Origin of the sequence: Thalassotalea nanhaiensis (assembly GCF_031583575.1) — a bacterium.
Taxonomy (GTDB): Bacteria; Pseudomonadota; Gammaproteobacteria; order Enterobacterales; family Alteromonadaceae; genus Thalassotalea_A; species Thalassotalea_A nanhaiensis.
In genome coordinates this window covers 1,290,340-1,315,941 of sequence record NZ_CP134146.1, presented here as the reverse complement: position 1 = coordinate 1,315,941, position 25,602 = coordinate 1,290,340, and the positions used below count along the sequence as shown (strand labels likewise).

Sequence of the window (25,602 nt, the reverse complement as noted above, 5' to 3'; positions counted from 1 at the left end):
TAACAGCACAGCTTAATCGATAAACGCTTCGTAGTTTTTCCATCTGCCAATGCTCTTTGTAAACAAAGGCTTTCTAACCTTCCATACGCTTGCCGTTTTCACTCTATTCGTTAAGCTAGGAAATTGTAAACATTGTTCATGCCAATCAAGCTTTAAAAAGGATAACAGGCGTGTAATGCTTGCTTTAGGCGAGTTAATCAACTCTTCATAGTTCGAAGCAAAGATATCATTAGGAAACATCTCCTTCCAATAATCCATCATTAAACTATGCTGATCAAAGTAATGCTGCGTATGTTCAAGGCTCGTTGCATAATTTAACGATTCGCCTAAGCGTAAAAAGTAAATCGATAAGCAGTTATCCAGCCTGTTTCTAGTCGTATGAATAATCTTTGCATTCGGAAATAATGTTTTGATTAAACCAATATAAAGAAAATTGTCAGGCCTTTTATCGGTTACAAAATTGCTGCCTGGGCAGGCTTCATTTAACGCGCTGCAGTATTGTTTGGCAAATTCAGTTAATTGCTTAGACTCTACCTTAGATATTGACTGCGGATAACCTGTAAAATTACTTGCCACTAAATTAGGAATAAAATCCAGCTCTCCAGCAGCACTCACTTCAGGATGTGAGGCTAAAATTTGCTCCGTTAGGGTTGAACCTGAGCGGAACATGCCACAAATAAAGATCACCTCTTTAGTTGATATTGGTTCAAGTTGCTCAAACCACTGTTTATTAAACGTAGCAATATTGTCTTTATGAAACTCTTCGGCTAATGCTTTCGAATATGGGTTTTGTATTGATTGATTCAGCTTATTCGCACTTTGATAATAAGAAAACGCCTGTTGATAATCTTTACATTCATCAAAGGCTTTCCCCAATGCATAATTTAAATTAATGCCTGCCTCAACATCATTACGGCTAACGGTTAATGCGTGTTTTAACTGACTGATCAGCGGATCATTTACCGAGTTAAACGTGTACAGCTCTGCTAAACGAGATAAAGCATTAAAATGCGATGCATCATACTTTAGAGTTTGCTGAAAATACTCTATAGCACGTTCTCTACTGCCCTTCTCTTCGTACAGGGTTGCCAAGTTATAATAGGCTGGAGCATAACGAGCATTATGTTCAATAGCGTTTAAAAACGCCTGTTCAGCTTCTTGCCAATTATATAAATGCTCTGCATAAATAACCCCAACACTTAAATAAACCTCTTCGCATCGGTCTATATTATGGTTAAGCGCTACGTTGAAATAATCAATAGCGTCTACATAGCGCTGAGCAAGCTTTAAATAATAAGCATAGTTAAAACTATGGGTGGCAAGCATTTGCTCAGAGCTTTGCTCCATAGTTTGATAAAAGCGTTCATAACACTTGCACACCTCATTCCAATTATTAGCTGAAGACAAGATTTGAATTAAGGTGTTAAGTAGTTTTGCATTACTTGGGTTTAATACCTGCAGTTCTATTAACAGCGGTAATGCTTTGTCGACTTTCTGCTGCTGTAAATACAAATTGCTTAATGCCGATAAAACATTGCTATCACTGTTATTCACGTCTTTTAATTGTAAATAAAGGGCTTCAGCCTGGTTAAATTGCCCTTGACGATGCAAGTTATTGGCTTGTTCTAATTGTTGCTTATAATCTTGAGGTAGAATCACTGTTGAACCTAAATAGCATTTATTTTTAAGGTAACTTCATTACCTAAATAATGAAAAGAATAGCATCAAATTATATCCATATAACTTTTGTTAACACAAGCTACAAACTTAAAACCATGATTTACAGGATGTAATGAATGCCATCCATGGCAGTTTGCATTCCTTCATCCCTGAAGTTACAAACTTAAAGCCATCCATGGCAGTTTGCATTCCATCATCCATGAAGTAAAAAAAAAGCGATGCATGAGCATCGCTTTTATTGTGTTTACTTAACTAATCAGATTAGAAAGTAACTGTAGTACCTACATAGTAGTTAACACCAACGTAGTGATACAAAGTAGTATCAGTGTTTGAGTCATCGTAATCAGAGTAGTACGGCGGCTCTTCGTCAGTAAAGTTATCTACACCACCACGAATCGTAACGTGTTCGTTGATGTGGTATGTACCACTGATGTTGTGAGACATAAACGAATCAGCAGTTGTATCGTAGTAATCAGCTGGATCAGCAGTCTCATCCCATGCAGTTGACTCTGTTTCTAACTCGTCAACCCACATTAAGTTGTAACCAACAGTCCAGTTTTCACCGCTAACACGTAAGCTGAAGTTTTGCTTCAATTCTGGGATAGAGCCAGAACCTGATAATGCAACACCTACGTAATCAACTGGTTCTTCACCTGCGAAACCTGTGATTTCCCAGCTTTCAATGTAAGAAGCTTCCCAATCAGCAGACCAGTCTAAACCGAACGCATCGAAGTTGTATTGAATGTTAGTATCAATACCTTCAAGAGCCCATGTTGAAAGGTTAGCGTTAGTTGCTGAAACACCATCGAAATCACCGATAGCATTACGTTGTACACTGTCATCACACCATACGCTAGCACCACCAACACCACCATCAGCACCTGCTGCATAACAGTTATCTAGTTTAGTACCAACACTTACAGAGCTTACAACATTGTCAATTTCAATATCGTAGTAATCAACTGTGAAGCTTAAACCTTCTAGAGGTTCAACAACTAAACCAACTGTGAATGTATCAGCAGTTTCTGGACCTAGGTCTGGGTTACCACCAACAACAGCACGTACTTGACCGTTACCTTGAGACCATGAACCGTCACCAGGGATTAAGCCGTTAGCAACATCGTTACCACAAGCTGTAGCGTATTGAGGGTCACCAGTTGGACCACCAACACCGTTACATGGATCGTTGAAGTTAGTGTAAGAATCAGATTGACCACCGAATAACTCACCTACAGAAGGTGCACGGAAAGCAGTTGATAATACAGAGCGAAGCATGATTGCATCGTTCATTCTCCAAGTTAAACCTAACTTGTAAGTATCGTCTGAACCGAAAGTATCGTAATCAAATGCACGGATAGCAGCTTCTAAATCTACTTGTTGTGCAAATGGTAAATCAGCTAATAGAGGAACAACAACTTCTAGGTAAGCTTCATCAACTTTGTAGCCACCAGAAGTAGGTTGTACAGCATTACCTGAACCGATCCCAGAAGATGAGAATGCATCTGGTTGGTTAAATGCTTCTTCTTCACGATGCTCGATACCGAATGCAAAACCTACAGTACCAGCTGGTAAGTCAAATAATTCACCTGAAATACTTGCCGCTAAGTGGTGCATTTCTGTACCAGAAGTACCTTGGTCAGTGTAACGGATGTAATCTGCATCAGCTGCAGAAACAGAACCTAGACCGAAGTAGTTAATACATGGAGCTGTTGGATCATTACCATCTACAGTGTAGTTGTCAGGTGTACCAGTAACAGTTACGCCTTCACAGTTTTCGTTAACTGATTTTATAGCGTTTTCCATGTTGATGTAGTTTTTAGAACGGTCAATCGCAGAGTTACGACCATACGTGTAGAACGCGTTCCAAGAGTAATCACCAATCATACCTTCAAAACCAGCAGTTAACTGAACAGTGTTAACTTCTTGTTCGAAAATACGTGGACCAACTTCTTGCATACGACGTAGTGGGTAAATTGTATCACCAGTACCAGCAAAGTCATATAAATTAACAAATGGGTATACTGAAGGATCATCACTCATAGTCCAATTACGACCGTTTGCACCGTATGCGTAGTAAATTGGTTGTGGAGCCATTTGTTGAATTGAATGACGGTTTGTGTAGTAAGCTTCTGAGAAGAAGTTTAAGTCGTCAGCAATTTCATAGTTACCCAATACAGATACGTTGTAACGAGTAGCTGGAGTTGAAAGGTAAGATAACGCAGAGTAGTTATATCTATCGTTGTTGTCACCAGCGTTAATCCAGTCATGGTAACCAGCAGCTGTTGAAGAGTTGTTTCCGCCTGGCTCGAATTGTACACGACGGCCGTCAGGTAAGAATGCATTCATACCTAGTGAGAAAGAAGAACCACCACAGTATTGGTTTGGAGTACCATCATCGTTAGTACCTTCCCAAATTGGACATTCAGAGTATGAACGATCAGCTTGACGAACTTCACCACGGTCATAGAAACCAAGGTTAACTACGATGTTACCTTTGTCGCTAGAGATACCAAATGTAGTACTTAAGCTAGCTTCATCACCGTCACCTTCAGCAGTTTCTGAATAACTTGCGTCAAATTCAAAACCTTCGAAGTCATCACGCATAATGATGTTAACAACACCAGCGATTGCGTCAGAACCGTATACAGCAGAAGCACCATCTTTAAGTACTTCAATACGCTTAACTGCAGACATTGGGATTGTGTTTAAATCAACACGAGCACTTGCACCAGTACCTGAAGCAACCATACGACGGCCGTTAACCAATACTAGAGTACGGTTAGAACCTAAACCACGAAGGTTAACAGTTGCGTTACCGTTACCACCATTGTTTACTGCTGCTGTTAAACCACCTGATTGGGCAGTCATGTTTTGAAGTGCATCTGCTACGTTAGAGATACCTTGGATTTTCATATCTTCAGTAGTAATTACTGTTACTGGAGATGCGCTTTCCATATCTGCACGTTTGATACGTGAACCAGTTACTTCAATGCGTTCTACTTCTTCTTCAGCTGTTGCTTCTTCTGCCGCGAATGCGTTTGCAGAAATACCAGCTGTTGCACTTGCGCCAAACACCATTGCTAGGCGAACTGCTTTAGCAAGTTTATTATTGCTATACATGTTTACTCCCTGGACCACTCTTAGGTGATTCTATTGTTTAAAAATCAAAGCTATATTGCTTTGTTAATTTTCTTATTGTTTTGGTCATTAGACCTGATCTGTCGAAGACGATAATAAAACGATTTTATTTAACAGGTCAACTACATAAATTACATAAATTCAATATTTCTTACATTTTCACACACTTCGGTAACAAAATCACAAGCAAACAATGCATAAACGCATGGATAATCAGAATATTTATTCATAAAACTGCATAGCAAAATTTAGCTTATTCCTATATTCAAAAAACCAAATCAAATAATATATCCCTTTAAAAACAACAACTAAAATCAAAACTAAAAACCAAAACTCAAAATACACTGGACACTTTTCTATACAAATAATGAGCATTTGCTATCTATTAGGTAATCTAAGATAAAAGTTTACAAATAATATTATTTTCTGGCTATTTTGCTTGGATTAGGTCACCCTTACTCAGATCCCGTAAACAATATCAATTTGTTTATGTATGTGATCTACTTTTTCATGAGGTAAAGCGGATAAATACAAGGCATGAAATTTAGTAAGTAGTTTTTCTTACTTATAAATATCATAACGTAGTAGTTTTCCGCGTTAACCATTAAAAATGAGCAGATATTTAATCAACTTGGTATTTAACCATTTGAATTGTTTTAGAGTCATTTAACTACCATGTTTGAACTTTTTTCAGATCCCTATCTATTATTAACATTATCGTTAGTTGGATTTATTGCCGGTTTTATCGATGCGATTGCTGGTGGTGGTGGCTTGTTAACCGTACCGGTTTTATTATCATCGGGACTTCCTCCTCATATTGCCTTGGGCACAAATAAACTCGCCGCCTGTTTTAGCTCTTTTACAGCATCGGTTACCTTTTATAGAAAAAAACTGTTTAATCCACTATTTTGGATATTAGCCGCTGTGGCCACAACAATTGGCGCAGTAATTGGTACAATCATTGTTAATTTTGTCAGTGCCGATCTCATAAACAAGCTTCTTCCTATTATTATCTTACTGTGTGCTTTATATACGCTATGCTCCAAAACAGCACTGAGTGAGTCTGCCAGTTTGCCAAAACCAAGTGTTGTTTTAAAAATAAAACAAAGCGTACAAGGTTTTGTATTGGGCTTTTACGATGGCTTTGCCGGACCTGGCACGGGAACATTCTGGACAGTTTCTTCTTTAGCTTTGTATAAAATGAACATTCTACTAAGCTCTGGCTTGTCGAGAAGTATGAATTTCATCAGTAACTTTACTTCTCTGTTAACCTTTATTTATTTTGGCCAAGTAAACTTTTTACTAGGTTTGGCAATGGGAGTGTTTATGATCCTGGGTTCATGGCTAGGTGCACATTCAGCGATTCGTTATGGCAGTAGGTTCATAAGACCAATATTTATTACGGTAGTAATGGTTATGGCAATAAAGCTTGCATATCAGGCTTGGTTTTAAAGGTTAACTATGGAACGCTCTTTAAATCGATTAAAATCAATATTAGATCAACTTGAAATTGACGCTAATGCAGCTGATCAAATAAACAAACAGCGAAAGTCACATTATTACCTACAAGACGAAGCCATGTTTGATGAAAAGCTGTTTCCCATCAACAGCTCCAGTTATTATGCGTATGTTAAGTACACCCAAAAGCGTCTGGATCATTTACAAAAGTTATTGAGCACAAAACATATGGAGTTTTGTGATGCGCTGATGGCTGAGCTGGAAGAGCAAATTTCTTCACTTATTACCGCAATAAAATCAAACGACAATCGTCATAATGACAGCGAGTATCGACTCGATCGTCGTAATCGACTTAATAAACAAAAAACACAAGCTAAGGCTAAGTTTAAAAAGCAAACCAAAGCAGTATTAATGTCGTCGCATCAGCTTTATGCAAAGCTTGCAGAATTTCGTGGTTTTGAGCGTCGTTTACAAGACATGGTACAAGTGAAAGAGCTTGAATTAGCGAAAACTAAGAAACATGATACTAGCAGTATGCAGCAAGAGCTTTTAACCTTACATCAACGATTAGGTCGTTGTCGAAAAGCAATTAGTGATGTAGAAAAACAAATAGAAGATTCTGAAAAAACAAGATAGAAAGAATAAATCAAATAGAGAGGCTTTGGGTGGCCCCTCTTTCAGCCACATCCCGGCACATGAGTCGTCTGCTGCGGTTGCTTCCTTCCGGACCTGGCCGAGTTCACAGAGTATCATTGCGGGAGGACCAAAAGAGGCACCATAATGGCGATAGGTAATTTACCTAAAGCGAGGCGCATTATGGCTAATTGTGCAGTTGTGTGCAAGAGCTATTTAGTGAAAATTAAGCAATTTTAATAACCACTAAAAATTATGGGGATTTTTTGCACAATCCTTACTAAAAATTGACTTGATCCCCTGCAACTCGTCTTCAATATCAGCGCCTATATTACGTGCTTGATAAAATATAATTTGTTTGGCTTTATAATCGATTTGAATCGGCAAAACCGGCACACTCGCTTTATTGGCAATATGTAAAAAACCAGTTTTCCACTGTGTAACCTTAGAACGAGTTCCTTCTGGTGCCAACGCTAACACCAACGACTCTTGCTGCTCAAACTTATCAACCATTTGCCCTACTACGCCATGTGGTGACTTTCTATCGATAGCGATACCTCCAATTGCCTTTAACCAAATATTAAAAGGCCAAAAAAATATCGCATCTTTTCCCAAAAAGTTTAACTTTAAATCAAGGGCGAGTTTTACGATCACGCCAATGACAAAATCCCAGTTTGACGTATGAGGCGCTACCGCTAAAATTAATTTTTTTTCGTTTGGAAAGCTGCCAGTAATGCGCCAGCCCAACATGATAAATAACTTACCCGCACACCATTTAATAAAACGCCTATTGGTTCTAGGAATATTGATTGGCACAACACTAGATAAGTTATTCATAGTTTATATATAACTACGTACTTTACTGGTTATTTTGCATGTTAAGTTGATTATCCAGCTCTAACGCAATGGCTTTTAATTGCAATAAGTTTTCTTTACCTAATCGTAATAAAAACTTGTCTGCATCTGCTAGCGATTCAAACTCAGGATTTTCATACTTATATACAACACTCGGTTGAACCAATGTGGGTTGTTCGCTGGGTACGTTAAAATCAAGTACTCGGTCAATGGCTCGATTTAACACCTGTTCAAAGTTTTGTTCTGGGTAACCTAATTCTGCAAAGGCTTGCTCAAACAAAGGTTTCATTTGAATAAAGTTACTTGCCAAGGCTTCTGGTTCAAAGGAATGAAGTAACTCAATATAATCTGCATAGCGAGTAAAGTTTGACTCGTTAAACTGATAGCTGTCTTGTGTTTCATCGACACTTGGTTTAACTGCAAACTGCCCGGTTAACGGTTTTAATGGTAAATGACTATAGGCCATTTCACCGCGAGAAAAATTATCGGTAAAGACCACAATCCTACGCACTAGATCATCGGTTAACATTAAGCTTAACAGCTCTTTTCGCCATGATATTTCAGTCACTTTAGCGACAACAAAATCATCACTTACATCCAACTCAGGTAATACTGGTTGTACTATTTCTGGCTCTATTTCAGCCTCAACAGGCACTTCTACCGGTGTAGGTTCAATGATGGTTTCGGTTTTAACTGGCACAATTACTTCCGGCTCAGCAATAACTTCTTCCTGAATCACTGGCGTTAGCTCTACTTCATCTTCTTGAAAAAATAAGTAAGCAAATGAACCAATAACTACCACAAGGATAATGATAAAAACTAATGTCGACGACGCATTTTTGTCTGGGTTTGATGATTCGATATTTGAGTGTTCTTCTGACAAAGGGATACCTTAAAAAATTGAATGTGGCATATATAAAGATAGTCAAAACACAAAAAAGTTTAAAGTGTTTTCAAATTATTTGAAAATAAATTCGTAACTTTGTAACTGCGGATACGTAGCTTCGCTACTTCGAATACGTTGCACTCCGAATACATTTTATTCCGAAGCAGCTATCGAAGCGATAGCGTATTTGAAGCGTCAGCGTATTCGAAGGCGCAAAGCGCCGTATTCGTTACTTAAGTAGCGTCATCTTGATTCTCTGGCAGTGCATCAATAAATGCAGGTAACTTGGCGCAGTTACTTTCAATGTGATTAATTAATGCAAATGCCGACATGTCTACATTAAATCGTTTGGCATTATAAATTTGTGGGATCAAACATAAATCAGCAACGGTAACCTTATCGCCAAAACAATACAGGCCAGAGGTTTTGGCTAAACGCTGCTCTAATGCTGAAAAACCTTCTTTGATCCAATGGTGATACCACGCTGTTTTTTCATCATCACTAATATTCAATTGGTTTGATAAATACTGCAGCACTCTTAAATTATTTAATGGGTGAATTTCACAGGCTAAATCATAAGCCAATGCTTTAACCGTAGCTCTATCTTTTATATTACTTGGGTAAAGCGTACTGTCAGTATGTGTTTCATCAAGATAATCAATAATGGCTAACGATTGATTTAAACTAAAGTCACCATCCACAAGTGTTGGCACTAAGTGATTAGGATTCATTTTTACGTAATCGTCACTGTGTTGCTGACCACCGTCTTTGACTAAATGAACAGAAATTAGCTCATGTTCAATGGCTTTTAAGTTTAATGCGATCCGCACTCGATAAGCAGCCGATGAGCGCCAGTATCCATATAAAGTAATCATCTTAAAATAGTCCTATATTTTCACGGTTTTTTTATTAATATTGTATTCACGTAACTTGTTGGCAATGGCCGTATGGCTTAAACCAAGCTTTTTAGCTAATTGTCGAGTACTTGGATAAGCAGGATATAGCTTTCTTAATAAATCGGCTTCAAATCCTTTCACCACTTCTTCTAATGTACCTTCAAACTCTTGTTCAAGATAACCATGGTCGGGCGTGTAGTTTGGCAGTTGTAAATTTGAAATTTTAATGACCTCACCTTCAAGTAACGATACTGCTCGTAAAATAACATTTTCAAGCTGTCTGACATTACCAGGCCAAGGATAGTGCTCAATAAAATCACGACAGTTTTTATCAAACTGAACATTAGCGCGATGATTTAATTGTGCAGACTTTCGAATAAAGGTATCGGCAAGAGGTAAAATATCTTGTTTTCTATCTCGTAACGGTGGGATCGACAGGCCTAAAACATTTAAACGATAATATAAGTCTTCTCTAAATTCACCCTTTTCAACCATCGCCAATAAATCTTGATTAGTTGAGCTGATAAAACGAATATCTACGGTGATTTCATCTTCATCATCAATACGTCTAAAGCTGCTGTTTTCTAGCACTCGAACCAATTTAGATTGAAGCTTTTCTGACATTTCTGACACTTCATCTAAAAAGATTGTGCCGCCATCGGCTAATTCGAAAATGCCCTTTTTGGTTTCTGTTTGGCTTAATAACTTACCGAATAATTCAGTCTCACTGGCATCATCAGGTAAGGCAGCGCAATTTAATACGACAAACGGGCTATCGGCCCTATCGCTGGCATTATGACATGAGCGTGCTAATAGCTCTTTACCAGTACCGGTTTCTCCCATAATTAATATTGAAGAATCAAGGTGGGCCATTCGACGAGCTTCGCGCACCACTTTACGCATTAAGGCAGAGCTTGCTTGAACACCGGCAAAATCATTATCTTTAGGGTGTTTAAAGGCAGTAATTTGTTGACCAAGGCGAGCTTCAGACTTAAGCATTAAAATAGCACCGGCAAGTACTTTTTCATCACTTTCACCAGATACGGTCACCGGTAAAATGTCGGCAACGTAATCTTCATCAAGAAACTTTAGTTTACGGGTATGCGGTAATGTTTCTTCTGATTCCAGATAACGATTAAAGTTAAAGCCTTTTAAAAATTGACTCACTTGCTGACCAACAATGTCTTTTAGTTCGGCAGAAATCTTTTGCTTGGCCACATCATTAACACCATAAACGGCGGCTTTCGCATCAATGGTAATAACTGGGTCGGGTAAGGTTCGAACAATGGTATCTAAAACTTCACGTTCTCGCTCAGAAGGCATATGAGTGGTTGTTTTAACATCAACAACACCATCTATCAGCCTTAGCTGTGGCATAAAATCTTGTAGTTGGCTGAAGTCTAAATCGGGTATATGAACAAAAATTTGTCCTGACTCGGTAACCGCATCTATCCCTCTTACATTTATTTCTCGTTCGACGAATATTGCTAATACTTCTTGAGCTATACCGAACCTGTCCTGACATTCAATTTGTAAACGCACGTTATTTTCCGCTACTTATTTATATGAAACCAACTGTAAACTTTATTTTACAACAAAAAAGACGATAAATACCAATAGATATTTATCGTCTTTGAAAAAAATGCTCAATTCGTTTCACTTCGGATTCGTTTCACTTCGAATACATTTCATTCCGAATCTCGAAGTAGTTATCGAAGCGTAGCGTATTCGGAGTAGCGAAGCTACGTATTCGAAATCACGAAGTGGTGTATTCGTTTCTAAAGTAGCTCATCCGTTTTTGCAGCACAAATAAAGTCATTTTGATGAAGACCTTTAATTGCGTGGGTCCACCAAGTTACCGTTACTTTACCCCATTCAGTGGTAATAGCCGGGTGATGAAATTCAGCTTCAGCTAATTCAGCAACCTTATTGGTAAACTCTAATGCTAATTTAAAGTTTTTAAATTTAAAAACACGCTCTAACATCATTATGCCATTACGTACTTCTGGTACCCAATCAGGTATTTGGCCAATAAGTTGTGCTAATTCTTCGTCTGAAACTTTTGGTGCGCCTACTTGGCATGCTTCACATTCTTGTTTTGCTAATGTAGTGGTCATTTGCATCCTTAACTTGCTTTCGCTGTTTGTTTAACTTGTTCTTTTGGTGGAAACATTGGCTCATGCAAACCAAGCTTTTTAGCCTGCTCTACCAATGCTAATAAATCGAGTTTACCAATTTTATCTAATTCTTTAATGCTGTTTAACATAAAGTAAATTGGTTGCATTATATCAATTCTATACGGAGTTCTATATACATCAACTAACTGCTCTGCATTATCCAGCTCTTTTCGAATAACCGATTCATCATGCATAGCGTATAAAGTTTCACCTGGTGAAGAAAGAATACCCCCCCCGTAAATACGTAAACCATTTTCAGTATTTAATAAGCCAAACTCTATAGTAAACCAATATAAGCGCGCCAGAAATACTCTATCTTCTTTACTAGCGTTTAAGCCTATCTCGCCATACAGCTGAGTAAAATTAGCAAACGATGGGTTTGTTAATAACGGACAATGGCCAAATATTTCATGGAAAATATCGGGCTCTTGTAAATAGTCAAACTCTTCAGTAGTACGAATAAAGGTCGCCACTGGGAATTTTCTTTCTGATAGTAACCTAAAGAACTCACCAAACCCTATTAAAGCAGGTACTTGGTGACACTGCCAACCAGTTTCTTTAAGTAATACCTTACTTACTTCATCAAGTTGAGGGATACGATCTTCTGGTAAATTTAGTTTTTCTAGGCCTAGTGTAAATTCATCACAGGCTTTATTTTTAATGCACGCCACTTGTCTCGCATAAAGCTTTTGCCAAGTAGAGTTTTCTTCTTCGGTCCAGTCGATAATGCCATGTTCATCGGCTGTTTTAGAAACATATGAAGTTGCCTTCGCCATGTATTTGTCCTTTTGATCCTACGAGAGGTTTCATACCAATTTCAAAACTTTATTGGTATCACAGGCCCAAACGATTCTGTTACGTAAAGGGAGCCTGTTTATTAGTTGGACCTAAGACTATAAGAACTGGTTCTCGATGAGAAATATTTGCAACGGAAATTTTACTGAAAACCTGTATTAATATCTTTACAGGGTATTAACAACCTAAGTTTTCAGTAAGTTAACGAAATAAAAGTAGGTATTACTTAACTTTAGAGGTTAATAACGCTTTAACTTGGCAAATCACCTGTTGGCGAACTTGGCTTATGCCTGGCGGGTTATCCGTAAATGGAATAGGACGACACAAATTAATGGTTTTAATCCCTAAACGGGCGGTTAACATCCCAGCACCGAGCCCCTGCGCTGCACGGGTGGATAATCGTCCCAAGGTTTCAACACCCAGTAAATCTATACCCACATCTGCAATTATTTCACTCGCTGCCGCATAAGCCATATTAGTAAACACATGCTTAATTAGTTTCAAACGGCTCCAATAACCAAGCCGTACACCGTATAAGCCGGCAATTTTATCCAGCATGCGTAAATTGCGCCACATCAAGACTAACATGTCGATAATCGCGACAGGGCTAACCGCAACTAATACCACCGCTTCAGTTGAAAACTTAGCCACTTGGTTTAACGCCTGTTCATCAACATGGCTGAGCACTTGTTTAGAGTATAAATTTAATACTTCCTGTTCGGTTAGCTCTTCACCAATGTTTTCTTCAAAGCTTTGCTGGTGTTCTTCAACGGCATCTGAAGGCAGTTTTAAACTGATTTTTTGACAAAATGATTTAGCATCAAACAATGTTTCATTAGCAATTAACTGTGCTGCTTTGTATTGGTTTTTGCTTTGCTGTTTAAACTGCCTTAAACCTCTTAGCTCTTTCAATAACGCTAAACCTGAAATACCGGCGATTGCGGCAAAAAAGACAGAATATATGGTTGTTATAATTGGCGAACTTGCAAAACCTGAGATCAAAAAATCAATTAATTCATATATAACCAAAGATACAGATGACACGCCGGCAATACGCCACAACCAACGAGGTTTGGATTGCTTAAGCTCAACAACTTCTTCATTAAAGCTTTCATCAATAGGCTGCCATGCCGCTTCTGGCAGTATAACCTGACTTTCTGGTTGGCCATTTACATCCGCTTGCACATTCTTTAAGTCAGGACCTTCATTAAATAAAATTTGCTGTTCATATTTATCGTTTTCCTGACTCATTTTAATTTATCTCCCAATAAAAACTGTAATACTTGATCTAACCTTATGTTTGGTAAGGCTTCATGATCCTCAATTTTATTCATCGGTTTAAAAGCAATGTATTTAAACCCTTGCTCATTCCAATACTCTTTACTCGGCAATTTTGCCGGTACAGAGCCAGGATAAACAGTAATTAATTTTTGTGTATCTAAGCGCTTGCCTTTTAACACCGATATAGATTTGCCCTGATACTCACTTTTGCCCTGCTGCGTAGTTTGAACAGAAGCAATGGCGAGGGTTTTCATTTTTATCGCATCAAAACTTAGCGCCTTTTTAGCTTTGTATACCAGCTGCTCGAGCAATGCAGTTAAATTTGCATGTTGCTCGCCAGTAACGTGATCAGCCTTAGTAGCTGCAAAAAGTAGCTTATCAATTTTAGGTGAAAACAACCGGGTTAATATGTTGGCTTTACCATAAGCAAAGCTTTCTAAAATAAGCGCGATTGCTTGTTGTAAATCATTAAAGGCCAGTGGGCCATTGGTTAATGGCGTTAAACAATCGGCTAAAACAATTTGCCGATCAAACTTAACAAAATGTTTTTTATAAAATTCTCGTACTATGCGTTCGCGGTACTCAAGATAACGAGCTCTAAGCATACCAATAAAGGTATCTTGCCCGGCAGATTGATACTCATTTTTTTCGACATAGTTAAAGAACGGATAAGGCACAAATTGCAAGATAGGAGCGCCTTCGTGCTCACCGGGTAAAATAAACCGCCCTGGTTGAATAACAGATAGGCCTTTTTCATGCCTAAACTTTAATAATAATTCGGTATATTCATTGGCAAATTCAGCCAATAAATCTTCATTAACTGGCCCTAACGGATCAACGTCTTTTAGCTTTGCCAGAAAGTCAGCGGCCAGTTCTTTGCGAGGCTCTTGTAACAGCAAGTCGCCCATGTACTGTGACCATTCTTCAAACGTTTGATTCAACATGGGTAAATCAAGCAACCACTCACCAGGGTAATCGGTAATATCAACATACAAGGTAGCCATTTCTTTGGCATATTTAAGCAGTGATTGATCAGGGTAATAGCGAATTGCCAAGCGTAATTCACTGATGTTTTTGGTTGGTACTGGCCATACCGGCTCATCTTGCCCTAAGTTTTGCATTGCACCGTCATAATCAAAACGGCTGATGTGTAAATTTGATTGCGGTACGCGCTTAGCAGCAATAAACCGACCTTCGTGCACAACATTAAAAAACGTTAACGGCTTACCATTCCCCTCATTAACAAGTTGATTAACTAGGGAAGTAATAAACGCGGTTTTACCACTTTGCGACAAGCCCGTTACTGCTAAATTTATATGCTGGTCAAGGCTCCGATTGAACAATTCTTTGGTGGAGTCTTTTACTCGCTGCTTTAAATTGCTAATTGTTTTTTTATTAATTATGGCCATTGGTTCACGCGATAAAAGCGCCTATCAATATGATGAATATCTAATGTAAAACAAATGGTTAAAACTTGCTAGAGACTTTTGGTCTCAGGAACGAATACGGCGCTCTGCCCCTTCGAATACGCTGCACTACGAATACATTTCATTCCGAAGCAGTTATCTAAGTTTCATCAGTAACTAATCACGAAGTGCCGTATCCGAAAAACTCGTCTATGCTTATTTTTATGCACAGGGTGTGCAGCTCATCTATAAGGATATTACAATGCAATACGAAAGTTTAGATCTATGGCAGCGAAGTTGCGAATTAAGTACTACTGTGTACAAGTCTCTTGCGTCATTGAAAGATTATGGCTTTAAAGATCAAATCACCCGCTCCTGTCTTTCTGTTCCCAGTAACGTCGCCGAAGGGCTCGAAAGGTATACCCCACAAGAAAAATTTCGATTTTTAACAATCGCTAAAGGTTCACTTGGTGAATTTAAAACGCAAACTTATGTAGGAATGAAAGTAGGCTACATTTCAAAAGAAAGTGGCGACGCCTGGCTCAAAGAATCTGAAGAAATTTCAAAAATGCTAGGTGGATTTATGAAATACTTAAAAACGAAAACAACTTCATAACTAAGTGACGAATCTCGAATACGTTTCACTTCGAATTACGAAGCAACTATCGAAGTGTAACGTATCCGGAGTCACGTAGTGACGTATTCGAAGTAGCGAAGCTACGTATCCGAAATTACGCTTCACTCTGAATCACGAAGCAACTATCGAAGTGTAACGTATCCGGAGTCACGTAGTGACGTATTCGGAGGTACGAAGTACCGTATTCGTATCTAAAGTTTAACCTGTTCCAAACAAATCACGGGTATAAACTTTTTCGGCAACATCATTTAACTCTTCGGCCATGCGGTTAGACACTATCACATCAGAGATGGCTTTAAACGATTCTAGGTCACGGTACACTTTCGAGTTAAAAAACTCATCTTCTTCAAGTACAGGTTCAAATATCACAACCTCAATACCTTTCGCCTTAATGCGCTTCATTATCCCTTGTATACTTGACGCTCTGAAGTTATCTGAGCCCGACTTCATAATTAACCGATAAACACCAACAACTTTAGGGCATTTAGCGATAATAGAGTCGGCAACAAAATCTTTACGGGTTGTATTAGCATCGACAATAGCGCTAATAATATTATTTGGAACAGAGCGATAATTGGCTCTAAGTTGTTTGGTATCTTTTGGTAAGCAGTAACCGCCATAACCAAATGACGGGTTATTGTAATGGCTACCAATACGGGGGTCTAAACCAACTCCTTCTATGATTTCTTTACTCTTGAAGCCATACGCCTCAGCAAACGAATCTAACTCATTAAAATAAGCGATACGCATTGCTAAATAAGTATTAGAAAATAGCTTTATTGCTTCGGCTTCGCAGGAGTGAACATATACTAGTGGAATATCCTCTTTTAAAGCGCCTTCAACAAGCAGTTGCGCAAACTCTTTTGCCTGTATACAGCCGTTACCCATAATGATACGAGAAGGATATAAATTATCAAATAATGCAGTCCCTTCACGTAAAAATTCAGGACAAAAAAAGATTTTATCATAGTTGAATCTTTTTCTTACTTGCTTGGTAAACCCAACAGGAATTGTAGATCGAATAATGATTGTCGTATTAGGGCTAATTGCTAATACATCTTCAATAACAGCTTCTACTGAACTGGTATCAAAAAAGTTATCAATTGGATCATAATCGGTTGGCGTGGCTATTACGACAAAGTCGGCCCCTTGGTAAGTGGCCTCTTTATTTGATGATGCAGTAAAGTTTAAAGCTTTACTGGCTAAAAATTCTTTTATATCTTTGTCATCAATTGGTGATTGTAAGTTATTCAATAACTCAATTTTTTGAGGGTTTATATCATAAGCAACAACTTCATTGTGTTGAGCAAGCAGTAAACCATTAGAAAGGCCTACATACCCTGTACCTGCAACTGCTATTTTCATTATTGTTATCCTGCAAATTTAAACGTAAACCTACACTTATTAATAATTTAATATAGACAATAATTCCTTAGTTTGACATTTTAGTAACTCAACGTTGCCTTTTGTTTCAACATTTAGCCTAACAATAGGCTCTGTATTTGAACTACGCAGGTTAAAACGCCACTCACCAGCTTCATCAATAAACTCTAAAGAAATGCCATCAGTTTTATCTACTGATACAGCCTTTTTCTCATAGTGATGAAGGACTTGTTGAATCGCTTGTATTGGATCTTTAAGTATTAAGTTAATTTCACCAGATGATGGGAAATCGGTGATTCTTTTTGCAACAAGTTCTGATAATGACTTACCGGTAACAGACAATAATTGCACCACTAACAACCATGGGATCATGCCTGAGTCACAATAAGCAAAATCACGAAAGTAATGATGAGCGCTCATTTCACCACCATATATGGCATTTTCCTCTCGCATGCGCTCTTTGATAAACGCATGACCAGTTTTACTCATTACAGCAATGCCATTGTTTGATTCAACAATGTCTATGGTGTTCCAGGTTAAGCGCGGATCGTGAATGATTTTTTCTTTAGGTTGTTTAGATCCTGAAACAAGTTCAGGAAGTTTTGAACTTATACTTTCTGAACTTGTTTCAGAATCTTGATGTTGCTGTAAGAACGCCTCTGCTAGCAAACCTACAATATAATATCCTTCAATAAACTCGCCGCACTCATCAAATAAAAAACAACGGTCAAAATCACCATCCCAGGCAATCCCCATATCGGCGTTGTGCTTTAATACTGCGTTGCGTGTGTCTGCTCGACATTCTGGTAATAACGGATTTGGAATACCATTGGGAAAGTTACCATCAGGCGTATGATTAATTTTAATGAACTCAATCTTCACATCATTGGCTTTTAATTCCTTCTCAATAGCATCCAGTGCAGGACCTGCTGCGCCATTACCAGCATTTACCACAAGCTTTAAAGGTTTTATCTTTGCTAAATCTATGAAGCTTAACATGCACTTTGCATATTCAGTTTTTAAATCAACAAACTCCACCTCTCGTTTCGGTTGGTCCGAATTTAATCGGACGTAATCCCCAAAGGATGATTTTATTTGAAGGTTATCTTCGAAAGACTGGTTAATTCCACTCCTGTAGTTTAATGACAATATTTCTTCAGCAACCGCTTTAATATCGTTTAAGCCAGTATCGCCTGACACAGGCTTTGAATTTTCTTGTACAAACTTCATGCCGTTATAATTTATAGGATTATGAGATGCGGTAATTTCTATACCGCCATCGGCCTTTAAAAATGAGGTAGCAAAGTAAACTTCTTCAGTTCCTGTCATACCAAGGTCAATCACATCAACACCTTCTGATTGCAATCCACATGCAACGGCTAACTTAAAGGCCTTTGAAGTTAAACGAATATCACCACCAATCACTACAGTTTTAGGCTGTAATACAATCGCAAAAGCACGGCCTATCGCATAAGCAATCTCTTCATTTAGCTCATCACCCAACTTGCCACGGATGTCGTAAGCTTTAAAACAAGTTAATTCTGTTCCAGACAATTTATTCCTCAGTATTTATGTTTACTAGTTACGAATTGCGAATACGTTGCACTAGGGATTACTCAGAAGCTATCGAAGCGTCAGCGTATTCGGCGGTACGAAGTACCATATTCGAAATCACGTAGTGATGTATTCGTAACTAAGCGCAGCGTCAGCATATTGACAATAGCTAAGCTACGTCCTTCCATACCTGTCCTCAAACCGAACTATATCGTCTTCGCCTAAATAACTACCGGTTTGCACTTCAATTATTTCCAGTAACTCTTGGCCAGGGTTTTCAAGGGAGTGCTTAACGCCTGCGGGAATATAAGTAGACTGATTTTCAATTAATAAAAATGTATCATCGCCATTGGTTACTTTGGCACTGCCCGACACTACAACCCAGTGCTCTGCCCTGTGTTTATGTATTTGCATTGAAAGCTTTTCACCAGGGTTTACCATAATGCGTTTCACTTTATGGTGGTTTCCTGAAGAACTTCCTTGGTCAAGATCGTCAAAGGATCCCCAAGGCCGGTAAACTTGACGGTGTATTTCAGCTTCACTGCGATTCAACTTGGATAATTGGTTTACTATTGCTTTTACATCCTGGCCCTGCCCTTTACTGGCAACCAGCACAGCATCTTTAGTTTGTATAACCACAGTGTTTTCAATGCCTACGGTGGTGACTAACATGTTCTCGGCCATAATTAAGTTGTTGGTCGAATGATGGCTTAGCACATCACCTGTATGTACATTGTTATTTTGATCTTTGTCAGATACATCCCATATAGCAGAAAAACTACCAATATCGCTCCAGTTTGCTGCTAGTGGCATTACAACTACTGAATCAGAGCCTTGAGACTTGCAAAGAGGTTCCATTACCGCGTAATCAATAGAGTCACTAGGGCATTTACCAAACTCCTCTGCATCTATTCGAATAAAATCAAGATCAGTAGAGGTTGCAGCCATAGCTCGGTAACAGCTTTTGTAAATGTCAGCACGATATTTTTTGAGTTCTTCAATATAGCGACTTGCTTTAAACATAAACATGCCGCTGTTCCATAAATACTCGCCGCAATTCAGATATTGTTCGGCCGTTGCTTGATTTGGTTTTTCGACGAAAGAATCTACATTGATTCCTTGGCTATCTGAACGCTTGTCACCTTTTTTTATATAACCATACCCTGTTTCAGCATGTGTAGGCACAATACCAAAGGTAATAAGTTTGCCTTCTTGTGCAAGTGCAACAGAGTTATTCACTACCCGCTCAAATTCAGCCACATTTTCAATTACATGATCGGCAGAAAGTACTAATAAAATGGGGTCTTCATCATTGCTAATGCAACTCAACGCTGCCAATGCTATAGCAGGTGCAGTATTTTTCCCTACCGGCTCTAATAATATAGGCCCTAACCTGTCTATTGCTCTAAGTTGTTCAGCGGCAATAAACCTATGATCTTCATTACAAATAGTAAGTGGTAGTTCACAAGGTAAATTTGATAAACGATTTACCGTATCTTGGATAAGCGTATACTCAGAATTAATTTTTAAGAATTGCTTAGGATATAAAGTGCGTGACAAGGGCCAGAGCCTAGTCCCACTTCCTCCAGCAAGTATTACAGGTTTGATTATGTTCATTTCTTTTTATAATTAATATCCGTTAGCTTAAATCTAGTTCAAATTTCAATATTTTCGATATTGTACCAAGTTGGCTGAGTTAATTCCCATTTTTGCAAATTCATACTATTTTCATTCCTACCCCACCACTTCCTGAACTTGTTTCAGGAGCTACCTTTCTTTTCCCGCTCTTCGAAACACAGCGAATACGTAGCGTTAGCGTATCCGAAGTAGCGTATCCGAAGTAGCGTAGCTACGTATTCGTATCAACCAAGTACCTTATCCAATAAAATAGTCTATGATTAATTCAATCAACTCTATTTAAATTTATTAACAATAAAAACAAGGGGTTTCATTGTGAATTTTCTCGTTAAACTAACTACTTGTACATTAGTGTTTTTATTATCATTTTCAGTTTACGCTCAAACAATTCAATACAATAATTACCAACCGAACCAACAGTATTACCTAGGCGTGTCAATTGGCCACGGTATACATGTTGAAGACTCTTTTAGTGAGTTTGCCTTAACCACTCTAACAACCAGGTTAGGTTACAACTACACAAGCAATATAGGGTTTGAGCTAAGATATGGTAACGGCTTATCTGAAGATGAAATAGGTTCATTAAAGAGAGAGTTGGACAGTTTAATGGGGATATATGCTGTATACACCTATTCAATACACAAAAAGGTTAATTTGTTTGGAGTTGTAGGTATTACGGACCTAGAGATTAAACAAAGCCAACGCATAAATGTAAATGACACCAGCGAAGCGGGTAATAGCCTTGGCGGAGTTACAAGTATTACTGCCCCAAACATTAACCAAAGCCAACACAGTATTAAAAAAGATTTTAGCGAAACCGGACCAAGCCTTGGTGCTGGTATTGAATACAAAGTAATTAACCGAGCAAGATGGATAGTTGAGGCAATGTTATATGTTGATGGTGATGATGTAGATTACGGGCAAATATCAGGAGGGTTTAGGATCAGTTTTTAAACTAACTAGATTCAAATACGGCGCTCTGCGCCATCGAATACATTTCATTCCGAATCACGAAGCAACTATAGAAGCGCAGCGTATTCGCAGTCACGTAGTGACGCATCCGTAGTGAAACGTATTCGAAACTTAAATGTAATATAAACAAAAACCAGTGCTAATTGCACTGGTTTTTAAGATGTCATATACGTTTTACTATCGAAGCGTCAGCGTATTCGAAATCACTTAGTGATGCATTCGTAACTAAAGCTATTAAGCGCCAGCACCTGTAGCACCTGTTGGATCACCGACAATATCTTTAGCATTATTGTTGGTAGTCTCAATTTCTTCAAGATTAACACCCTCGTTAGCAGCATTTACAATTTCAGCTACAGCTTCGGCCGCTTCTTCAGAAAGAGTAATTTCAGGGTTATTAGATACAGCAACGGCTTCATCTAGTAATACATCTTGAACTGCAATCCAAGCATTAGCCACGTCTTCATAATTAGAATCTTCTGATGAAGTTTCAGCTAAAGCTACTGAAGTATCAATAATAGTTTCAATTGAGGTCGCAATGCTGGTGCCTGCTGCAGTACTAAAGGCTGCGTTAATAATAGCAAAACCAGATTCACTTGCACCTGCTGCTGCAGTTTCAGTTGAATCATTTAAGTTAGGTAATTCAAGCGTAAATACGTTGGTATCGGCAGATACATCAACGCCAAACATTGCTGCTACAGTTTTAGTAACCGCGGTTTGACTCGCAGTAAAATCACTTGCTGTAATTGCAGCTAAATCAGGGTTGGTTGCTTCTAAGTTTGAAACATATAATTCGGTAGCAATTGTTGTAACTGCGTTTACAGGAACAGTAACAGATACTAGATCAGCTGTAGTATCAATGTATGTAACGTTACTTAATTCAACACCAACTAAAGCACTGCTTGGAACAGTTTCACCAAACCCAATAAGGCTTTCAGCAGTACCACAATTTTCAACATCACAAATCATGGTTGTGCTGCCATTAGCCGTTACAGTAACTAAATAAACACCATTAACATCTAAAGAGCCAGTAAGAGTATAATCACCATTACTATCAGTTGTAGTTGTTAAAAGTGGTATTGATATATCGGTGTGGTGATATAAGTTTACATCAGCACCGATTAAAATACCTTTTAATGCGTTACCATCAATATTAATTATAGTTTCTGGTTTATCGTCGTCATCGTTGTCAAATAAATCACACCCAGTTAGTGTAAAACTGAGAGCTAAAAGCAACAAAGTAGAAAGTTTTTTTACGTTTTTATTAAACATTTTTATATTTCTTTTTTAAGTGAGTAAATCCATTTAACACTTGGATGACAAGTGTTTAGCCTTAGATATAGTAATGCAACACAACCGTTACAACTATTTAACATCATATAAAACAATAACAACAACAACAACCCCTGAGCCATTGTTTTTTATGTGTTTGAGACATGTAATATTACAAATCACTAATCACGAAAACGTTGCACTTCGAATATCGAAGTAATTATAGAAGCGCTAGCGTATTCGGAGTCACGTAGTGACGTATTCGAAGCGAAGCGTATCCGCATCTAATTTCTATCGCGGTTAAAATAAGCCTGGTTTAAATTATGATAAAGCCTTGGCTCTTGGCCAAACCCTGTTTTGATCAAATTTGCATTGCCTTCGGATTCCAAATTAGTTTCAACGTAGTAATCCCATTGCTCTGTGCCGCGTACTTGTACACCGTAACTTGATTTCATCGACTTACCAAAGGTAAGAGGAATTGAAAAGCCAAAGGCGACAAAATCTTCTTCTTCACCACCATCAATGTCGTCAAACTTGGTTTTACGATACCTAACACCTACCTGTACATCGCCAAACCAGTGCAGCGAGCGTAAAGTAAAACCTTTGTCACCTTGCATGTATTCACCTGCCGTTAATTCTACATCCCAATTGAGCGGCTTATAGCGATATCTGTATTTAATTAATTTAGGCGTATATTCAAGAGTTTTCTTACCACCCCAAGCACTAATTTCAGATTCAAATTCACCATATAATACATTTACCCTATGCGTATTAGCTTCATTCGCCCAGCGGGTTTCATTTAATCCACCATCGAACTCGCCATCCATTCGACCGTAACTAAATTTACTGGTTATTTGAAACGGTAATTTAAACGATTGATGAAACATTCTGCGGTCTATGCCTTCTTTAATTCCATAATACTGTTTAAAGTACTCACCATCATCAAAATCATCAGAGTTTGCTAACGTATTAGATAAATGTCGGATATCAATAACAGCTCCAGGCCATAAGCTCATTTGAACATTTGAACTAAGCACTAATTGATAATCATAAGCCCCATATTCAGTACCAATAAACGAGACCAATTTTGGCGATAAAATCAAACGAGGTACAAAGTGTGCAGAAGCAGAATCATCTACTAGCCAATCAATAGAGTCTTCAGCAAACCAATCAGAGTCAGCTTGCAGCGAAGCGTATTCGCCACCATTTTGAAGAACAGCGTGGCTAGAAACAACTAAGCCATAATTAGTCAATTCAATAACAGCATCAACACCTAATCGTGAGCGAACCAAATCAGTAACAACATTAACCGCCTCACGCTCATCGCGATTAAATAAATTATTCTCAAATCGAACGACTACAATATTACCGTCATTCCCTCGAAGCGCAGCCGTTCCTTCCCCACCATTTACTGAACTTGTTTCAGGATCTGCTTCTACCTTTCCTCGAAGCGCAGCGGATTCGGAGCGAAGCGTATTCGAGCCGTTAGGCGTATTCGTACCTCTTTCCATAACACCTACCGACACAGATTCAAAACCATAATCAACAAGGTAAGCGGCAAAATCTTCCAACGTTTTCGAATCAACTTTTGACCTATCTCGAAGTGTAGCGGACTCGGAGCGGAGCGTATCCGAAGTGTTTTTCAGCGAACGAGTTTCTTTCCCAACACTTCCTGAACTTGTTTCAGGATCTGCTTTTGTTTTGCCTCTAAGCGAAGCGGATTCGGAGCGAAGCGTATTCGAGCCATTAGGCGCATTAGTACCTGTTTTGCTATTCGCTCTTGTATTACTATTGCCAAGCGGAACACTTATACCAAAACTAAACCATTGGTCTCGTTCATTACGCGCATCGTCACTTGAATACAACTGTGCCCCAACATGAATATCCCAACCATTTGGTAGCCACCGTTCGGGAGCAAACAATTTAACCCCAACATTTACTGCATTAGCATCGTATTCTGCTGCCACTTGCAAATATTCAACAGGCTGATATTCAACAGAGCCAATCACTCCATCCATATAGCCAATAGTATTGTCTGAAGTTGATACGCCTGCGCTAGTTCGTAACGCGCCAAATGACTTAAAGTTGAACTCTTTAGAGGCAGTTAAATAGTAGGCTTCAGAGAAAGAAGCGGCACCGGCAACGTCTTGCCCACCTAGAGCAACTGAAAACCAATCTTTAGGAATAAATGGCACTTGCCACTTAAATGAACCCGATAAATCACGAAAACCACAACCTGATTCTTCAAAACTGTTGCAGTCCCAGTTTCGAGTAGCCAACCGACCAACAACTTCCAAGTTTGGTAATAAACCCACTGCAAACTTCATATCGTTCGCAACGACGAAACCGGGTTTGTCGATAAATTGTGAGGCTCTGTCAGAGTAATTATCACTATAGCTAAACGCAAAGTTTCCCCAATCAACAACTTCTGCATTCGGGGTATTAAATACACCAGAATAGGCTTGCATTGATGAGCTGTTTTTTACTTGAGTGTTTTCACTACTTGTTGCATTAACAACGAGACTTGAGCCACAAGTAAGCAAAACAACCACAGAAGGAAAGAGTAAATTGCGCATGTCCATATATCTTTGATTTTATTATTTTTGCCAATTATAAAGCATCTTAAGTTACAAGTAATTAACAAATTAATCACTAGTTCCAAATCACGAATACGTTTCAATACGAATCACGAATACGTTTCACTACGAACCACGAAGAAGTTGTTTCTCCCCTACCACTTCCTGAACTTGTTTCAGGATCTGCTTCTTTACTCCCTCGAAGCATTATCATATTCGAAGGTACGAAGTACCGTATTCGAAGCGCCAGCGTATTCGAAGTAGCAAAGCTACGTATCCGTTACCCTATATTTCAATGCGGCAATAACACATGCCTGCATTAAGTTAACAAAACATAACAGCCTTTATCGTTATACTCCGGCCATCAA

Annotated in this window: 19 protein-coding genes and 1 other RNA gene; 4 read left to right on the top strand and 16 right to left on the bottom strand. The window is 38.6% G+C overall.

Annotation, left to right across the window (positions count from 1 at the left end; genetic code table 11):
- Positions 1–12: 12 nt before the first annotated feature.
- Both RI845_RS05900 and RI845_RS05895 read right to left on the bottom strand, forming a co-directional pair.
- The gene (locus tag RI845_RS05900; RefSeq protein WP_348388821.1) at positions 13–1,659 is read right to left on the bottom strand and encodes a tetratricopeptide repeat-containing sulfotransferase family protein; all 1,647 of its coding nucleotides are present in this window, start codon (positions 1,657–1,659) and stop codon (positions 13–15) included.
- A gap of 282 nt (positions 1,660–1,941) precedes the next feature.
- Complete coding sequence (locus RI845_RS05895) at positions 1,942–4,800, bottom strand: TonB-dependent receptor domain-containing protein (protein WP_348388820.1); 2,859 nt, start codon at positions 4,798–4,800, stop codon at positions 1,942–1,944.
- 693 nt (positions 4,801–5,493) lie between these two features.
- Here RI845_RS05895 and RI845_RS05890 point away from each other — a divergent pair.
- Positions 5,494–6,270 (top strand): TSUP family transporter, encoded by a 777-nt coding sequence (locus RI845_RS05890; protein WP_348388819.1) that lies wholly within the window; start codon positions 5,494–5,496, stop codon positions 6,268–6,270.
- Positions 6,271–6,279: 9 nt separating this feature from the next.
- Positions 6,280–6,912, top strand: coding sequence for a primosomal replication protein PriC (gene priC, locus RI845_RS05885; protein ID WP_348388818.1), 633 nt, complete (start codon positions 6,280–6,282; stop codon positions 6,910–6,912).
- Between the two features lie 36 nt (positions 6,913–6,948).
- Here priC and ffs read toward each other — a convergent pair.
- From ffs to RI845_RS05840, 9 genes are all read right to left on the bottom strand, one after another.
- Positions 6,949–7,045, bottom strand: an RNA gene (gene ffs, locus RI845_RS05880) — signal recognition particle sRNA small type.
- 110 nt (positions 7,046–7,155) lie between these two features.
- Positions 7,156–7,746: a 1-acyl-sn-glycerol-3-phosphate acyltransferase gene (locus tag RI845_RS05875; protein ID WP_348388817.1), complete on the bottom strand. Its 591-nt coding sequence runs from the start codon at positions 7,744–7,746 to the stop codon at positions 7,156–7,158.
- 22 nt (positions 7,747–7,768) lie between these two features.
- A complete protein-coding gene (locus RI845_RS05870; RefSeq protein ID WP_348388816.1) occupies positions 7,769–8,647 on the bottom strand; it encodes a DUF3014 domain-containing protein in 879 nt (292 codons plus the stop codon).
- Positions 8,648–8,883: 236 nt separating this feature from the next.
- Entirely contained in the window at positions 8,884–9,525 is a 642-nt protein-coding gene (gene maiA, locus RI845_RS05865; protein ID WP_348388815.1) for a maleylacetoacetate isomerase, read from the bottom strand.
- 12 nt (positions 9,526–9,537) lie between these two features.
- Complete coding sequence (locus tag RI845_RS05860; RefSeq protein ID WP_348388814.1) at positions 9,538–11,088, bottom strand: sigma-54-dependent transcriptional regulator; 1,551 nt, start codon at positions 11,086–11,088, stop codon at positions 9,538–9,540.
- 236 nt (positions 11,089–11,324) lie between these two features.
- Positions 11,325–11,663, bottom strand: a complete 339-nt coding sequence (locus tag RI845_RS05855; RefSeq protein WP_348388813.1) for a 4a-hydroxytetrahydrobiopterin dehydratase — start codon at positions 11,661–11,663, stop codon at positions 11,325–11,327.
- Between the two features lie 8 nt (positions 11,664–11,671).
- Positions 11,672–12,499, bottom strand: a complete 828-nt coding sequence (phhA, locus tag RI845_RS05850) for a phenylalanine 4-monooxygenase (RefSeq protein ID WP_348388812.1) — start codon at positions 12,497–12,499, stop codon at positions 11,672–11,674.
- A 241-nt stretch (positions 12,500–12,740) separates the two neighbouring features.
- Complete coding sequence (locus RI845_RS05845) at positions 12,741–13,769, bottom strand: YcjF family protein (protein WP_348388811.1); 1,029 nt, start codon at positions 13,767–13,769, stop codon at positions 12,741–12,743.
- Positions 13,766–15,208 (bottom strand): YcjX family GTP-binding protein, encoded by a 1,443-nt coding sequence (locus RI845_RS05840; RefSeq protein WP_348388810.1) that lies wholly within the window; start codon positions 15,206–15,208, stop codon positions 13,766–13,768. The genes RI845_RS05845 and RI845_RS05840 overlap by 4 nt, the downstream gene beginning before the upstream one ends.
- Positions 15,209–15,467: 259 nt before the next feature.
- Between RI845_RS05840 and RI845_RS05835 the strand changes: the two genes are divergently transcribed.
- Complete coding sequence (locus RI845_RS05835) at positions 15,468–15,821, top strand: four helix bundle protein (RefSeq protein ID WP_348388809.1); 354 nt, start codon at positions 15,468–15,470, stop codon at positions 15,819–15,821.
- 219 nt (positions 15,822–16,040) lie between these two features.
- On the opposite strand, the gene RI845_RS05830 is transcribed toward RI845_RS05835, so the two are convergent.
- From RI845_RS05830 to RI845_RS05820, 3 genes are all read right to left on the bottom strand, one after another.
- Positions 16,041–17,207, bottom strand: a complete 1,167-nt coding sequence (locus RI845_RS05830) for a nucleotide sugar dehydrogenase (protein WP_348388808.1) — start codon at positions 17,205–17,207, stop codon at positions 16,041–16,043.
- 39 nt (positions 17,208–17,246) lie between these two features.
- A complete protein-coding gene (locus RI845_RS05825) occupies positions 17,247–18,779 on the bottom strand; it encodes a phosphohexomutase domain-containing protein (protein ID WP_348388807.1) in 1,533 nt (510 codons plus the stop codon).
- Between the two features lie 174 nt (positions 18,780–18,953).
- The gene (locus RI845_RS05820; protein ID WP_348389508.1) at positions 18,954–20,390 is read right to left on the bottom strand and encodes a mannose-1-phosphate guanylyltransferase/mannose-6-phosphate isomerase; all 1,437 of its coding nucleotides are present in this window, start codon (positions 20,388–20,390) and stop codon (positions 18,954–18,956) included.
- Between the two features lie 342 nt (positions 20,391–20,732).
- Between RI845_RS05820 and RI845_RS05815 the strand changes: the two genes are divergently transcribed.
- The gene (locus RI845_RS05815) at positions 20,733–21,371 is read left to right on the top strand and encodes an outer membrane beta-barrel protein (protein ID WP_348388806.1); all 639 of its coding nucleotides are present in this window, start codon (positions 20,733–20,735) and stop codon (positions 21,369–21,371) included.
- A gap of 252 nt (positions 21,372–21,623) precedes the next feature.
- Here the strand turns inward: RI845_RS05815 and RI845_RS05810 are convergent, their stop codons facing one another.
- Positions 21,624–22,658, bottom strand: coding sequence for a hypothetical protein (locus RI845_RS05810; RefSeq protein WP_348388805.1), 1,035 nt, complete (start codon positions 22,656–22,658; stop codon positions 21,624–21,626).
- A 284-nt stretch (positions 22,659–22,942) separates the two neighbouring features.
- Positions 22,943–25,234: a YjbH domain-containing protein gene (locus RI845_RS05805; protein WP_348388804.1), complete on the bottom strand. Its 2,292-nt coding sequence runs from the start codon at positions 25,232–25,234 to the stop codon at positions 22,943–22,945.
- Positions 25,235–25,602: the final 368 nt, after the last annotated feature.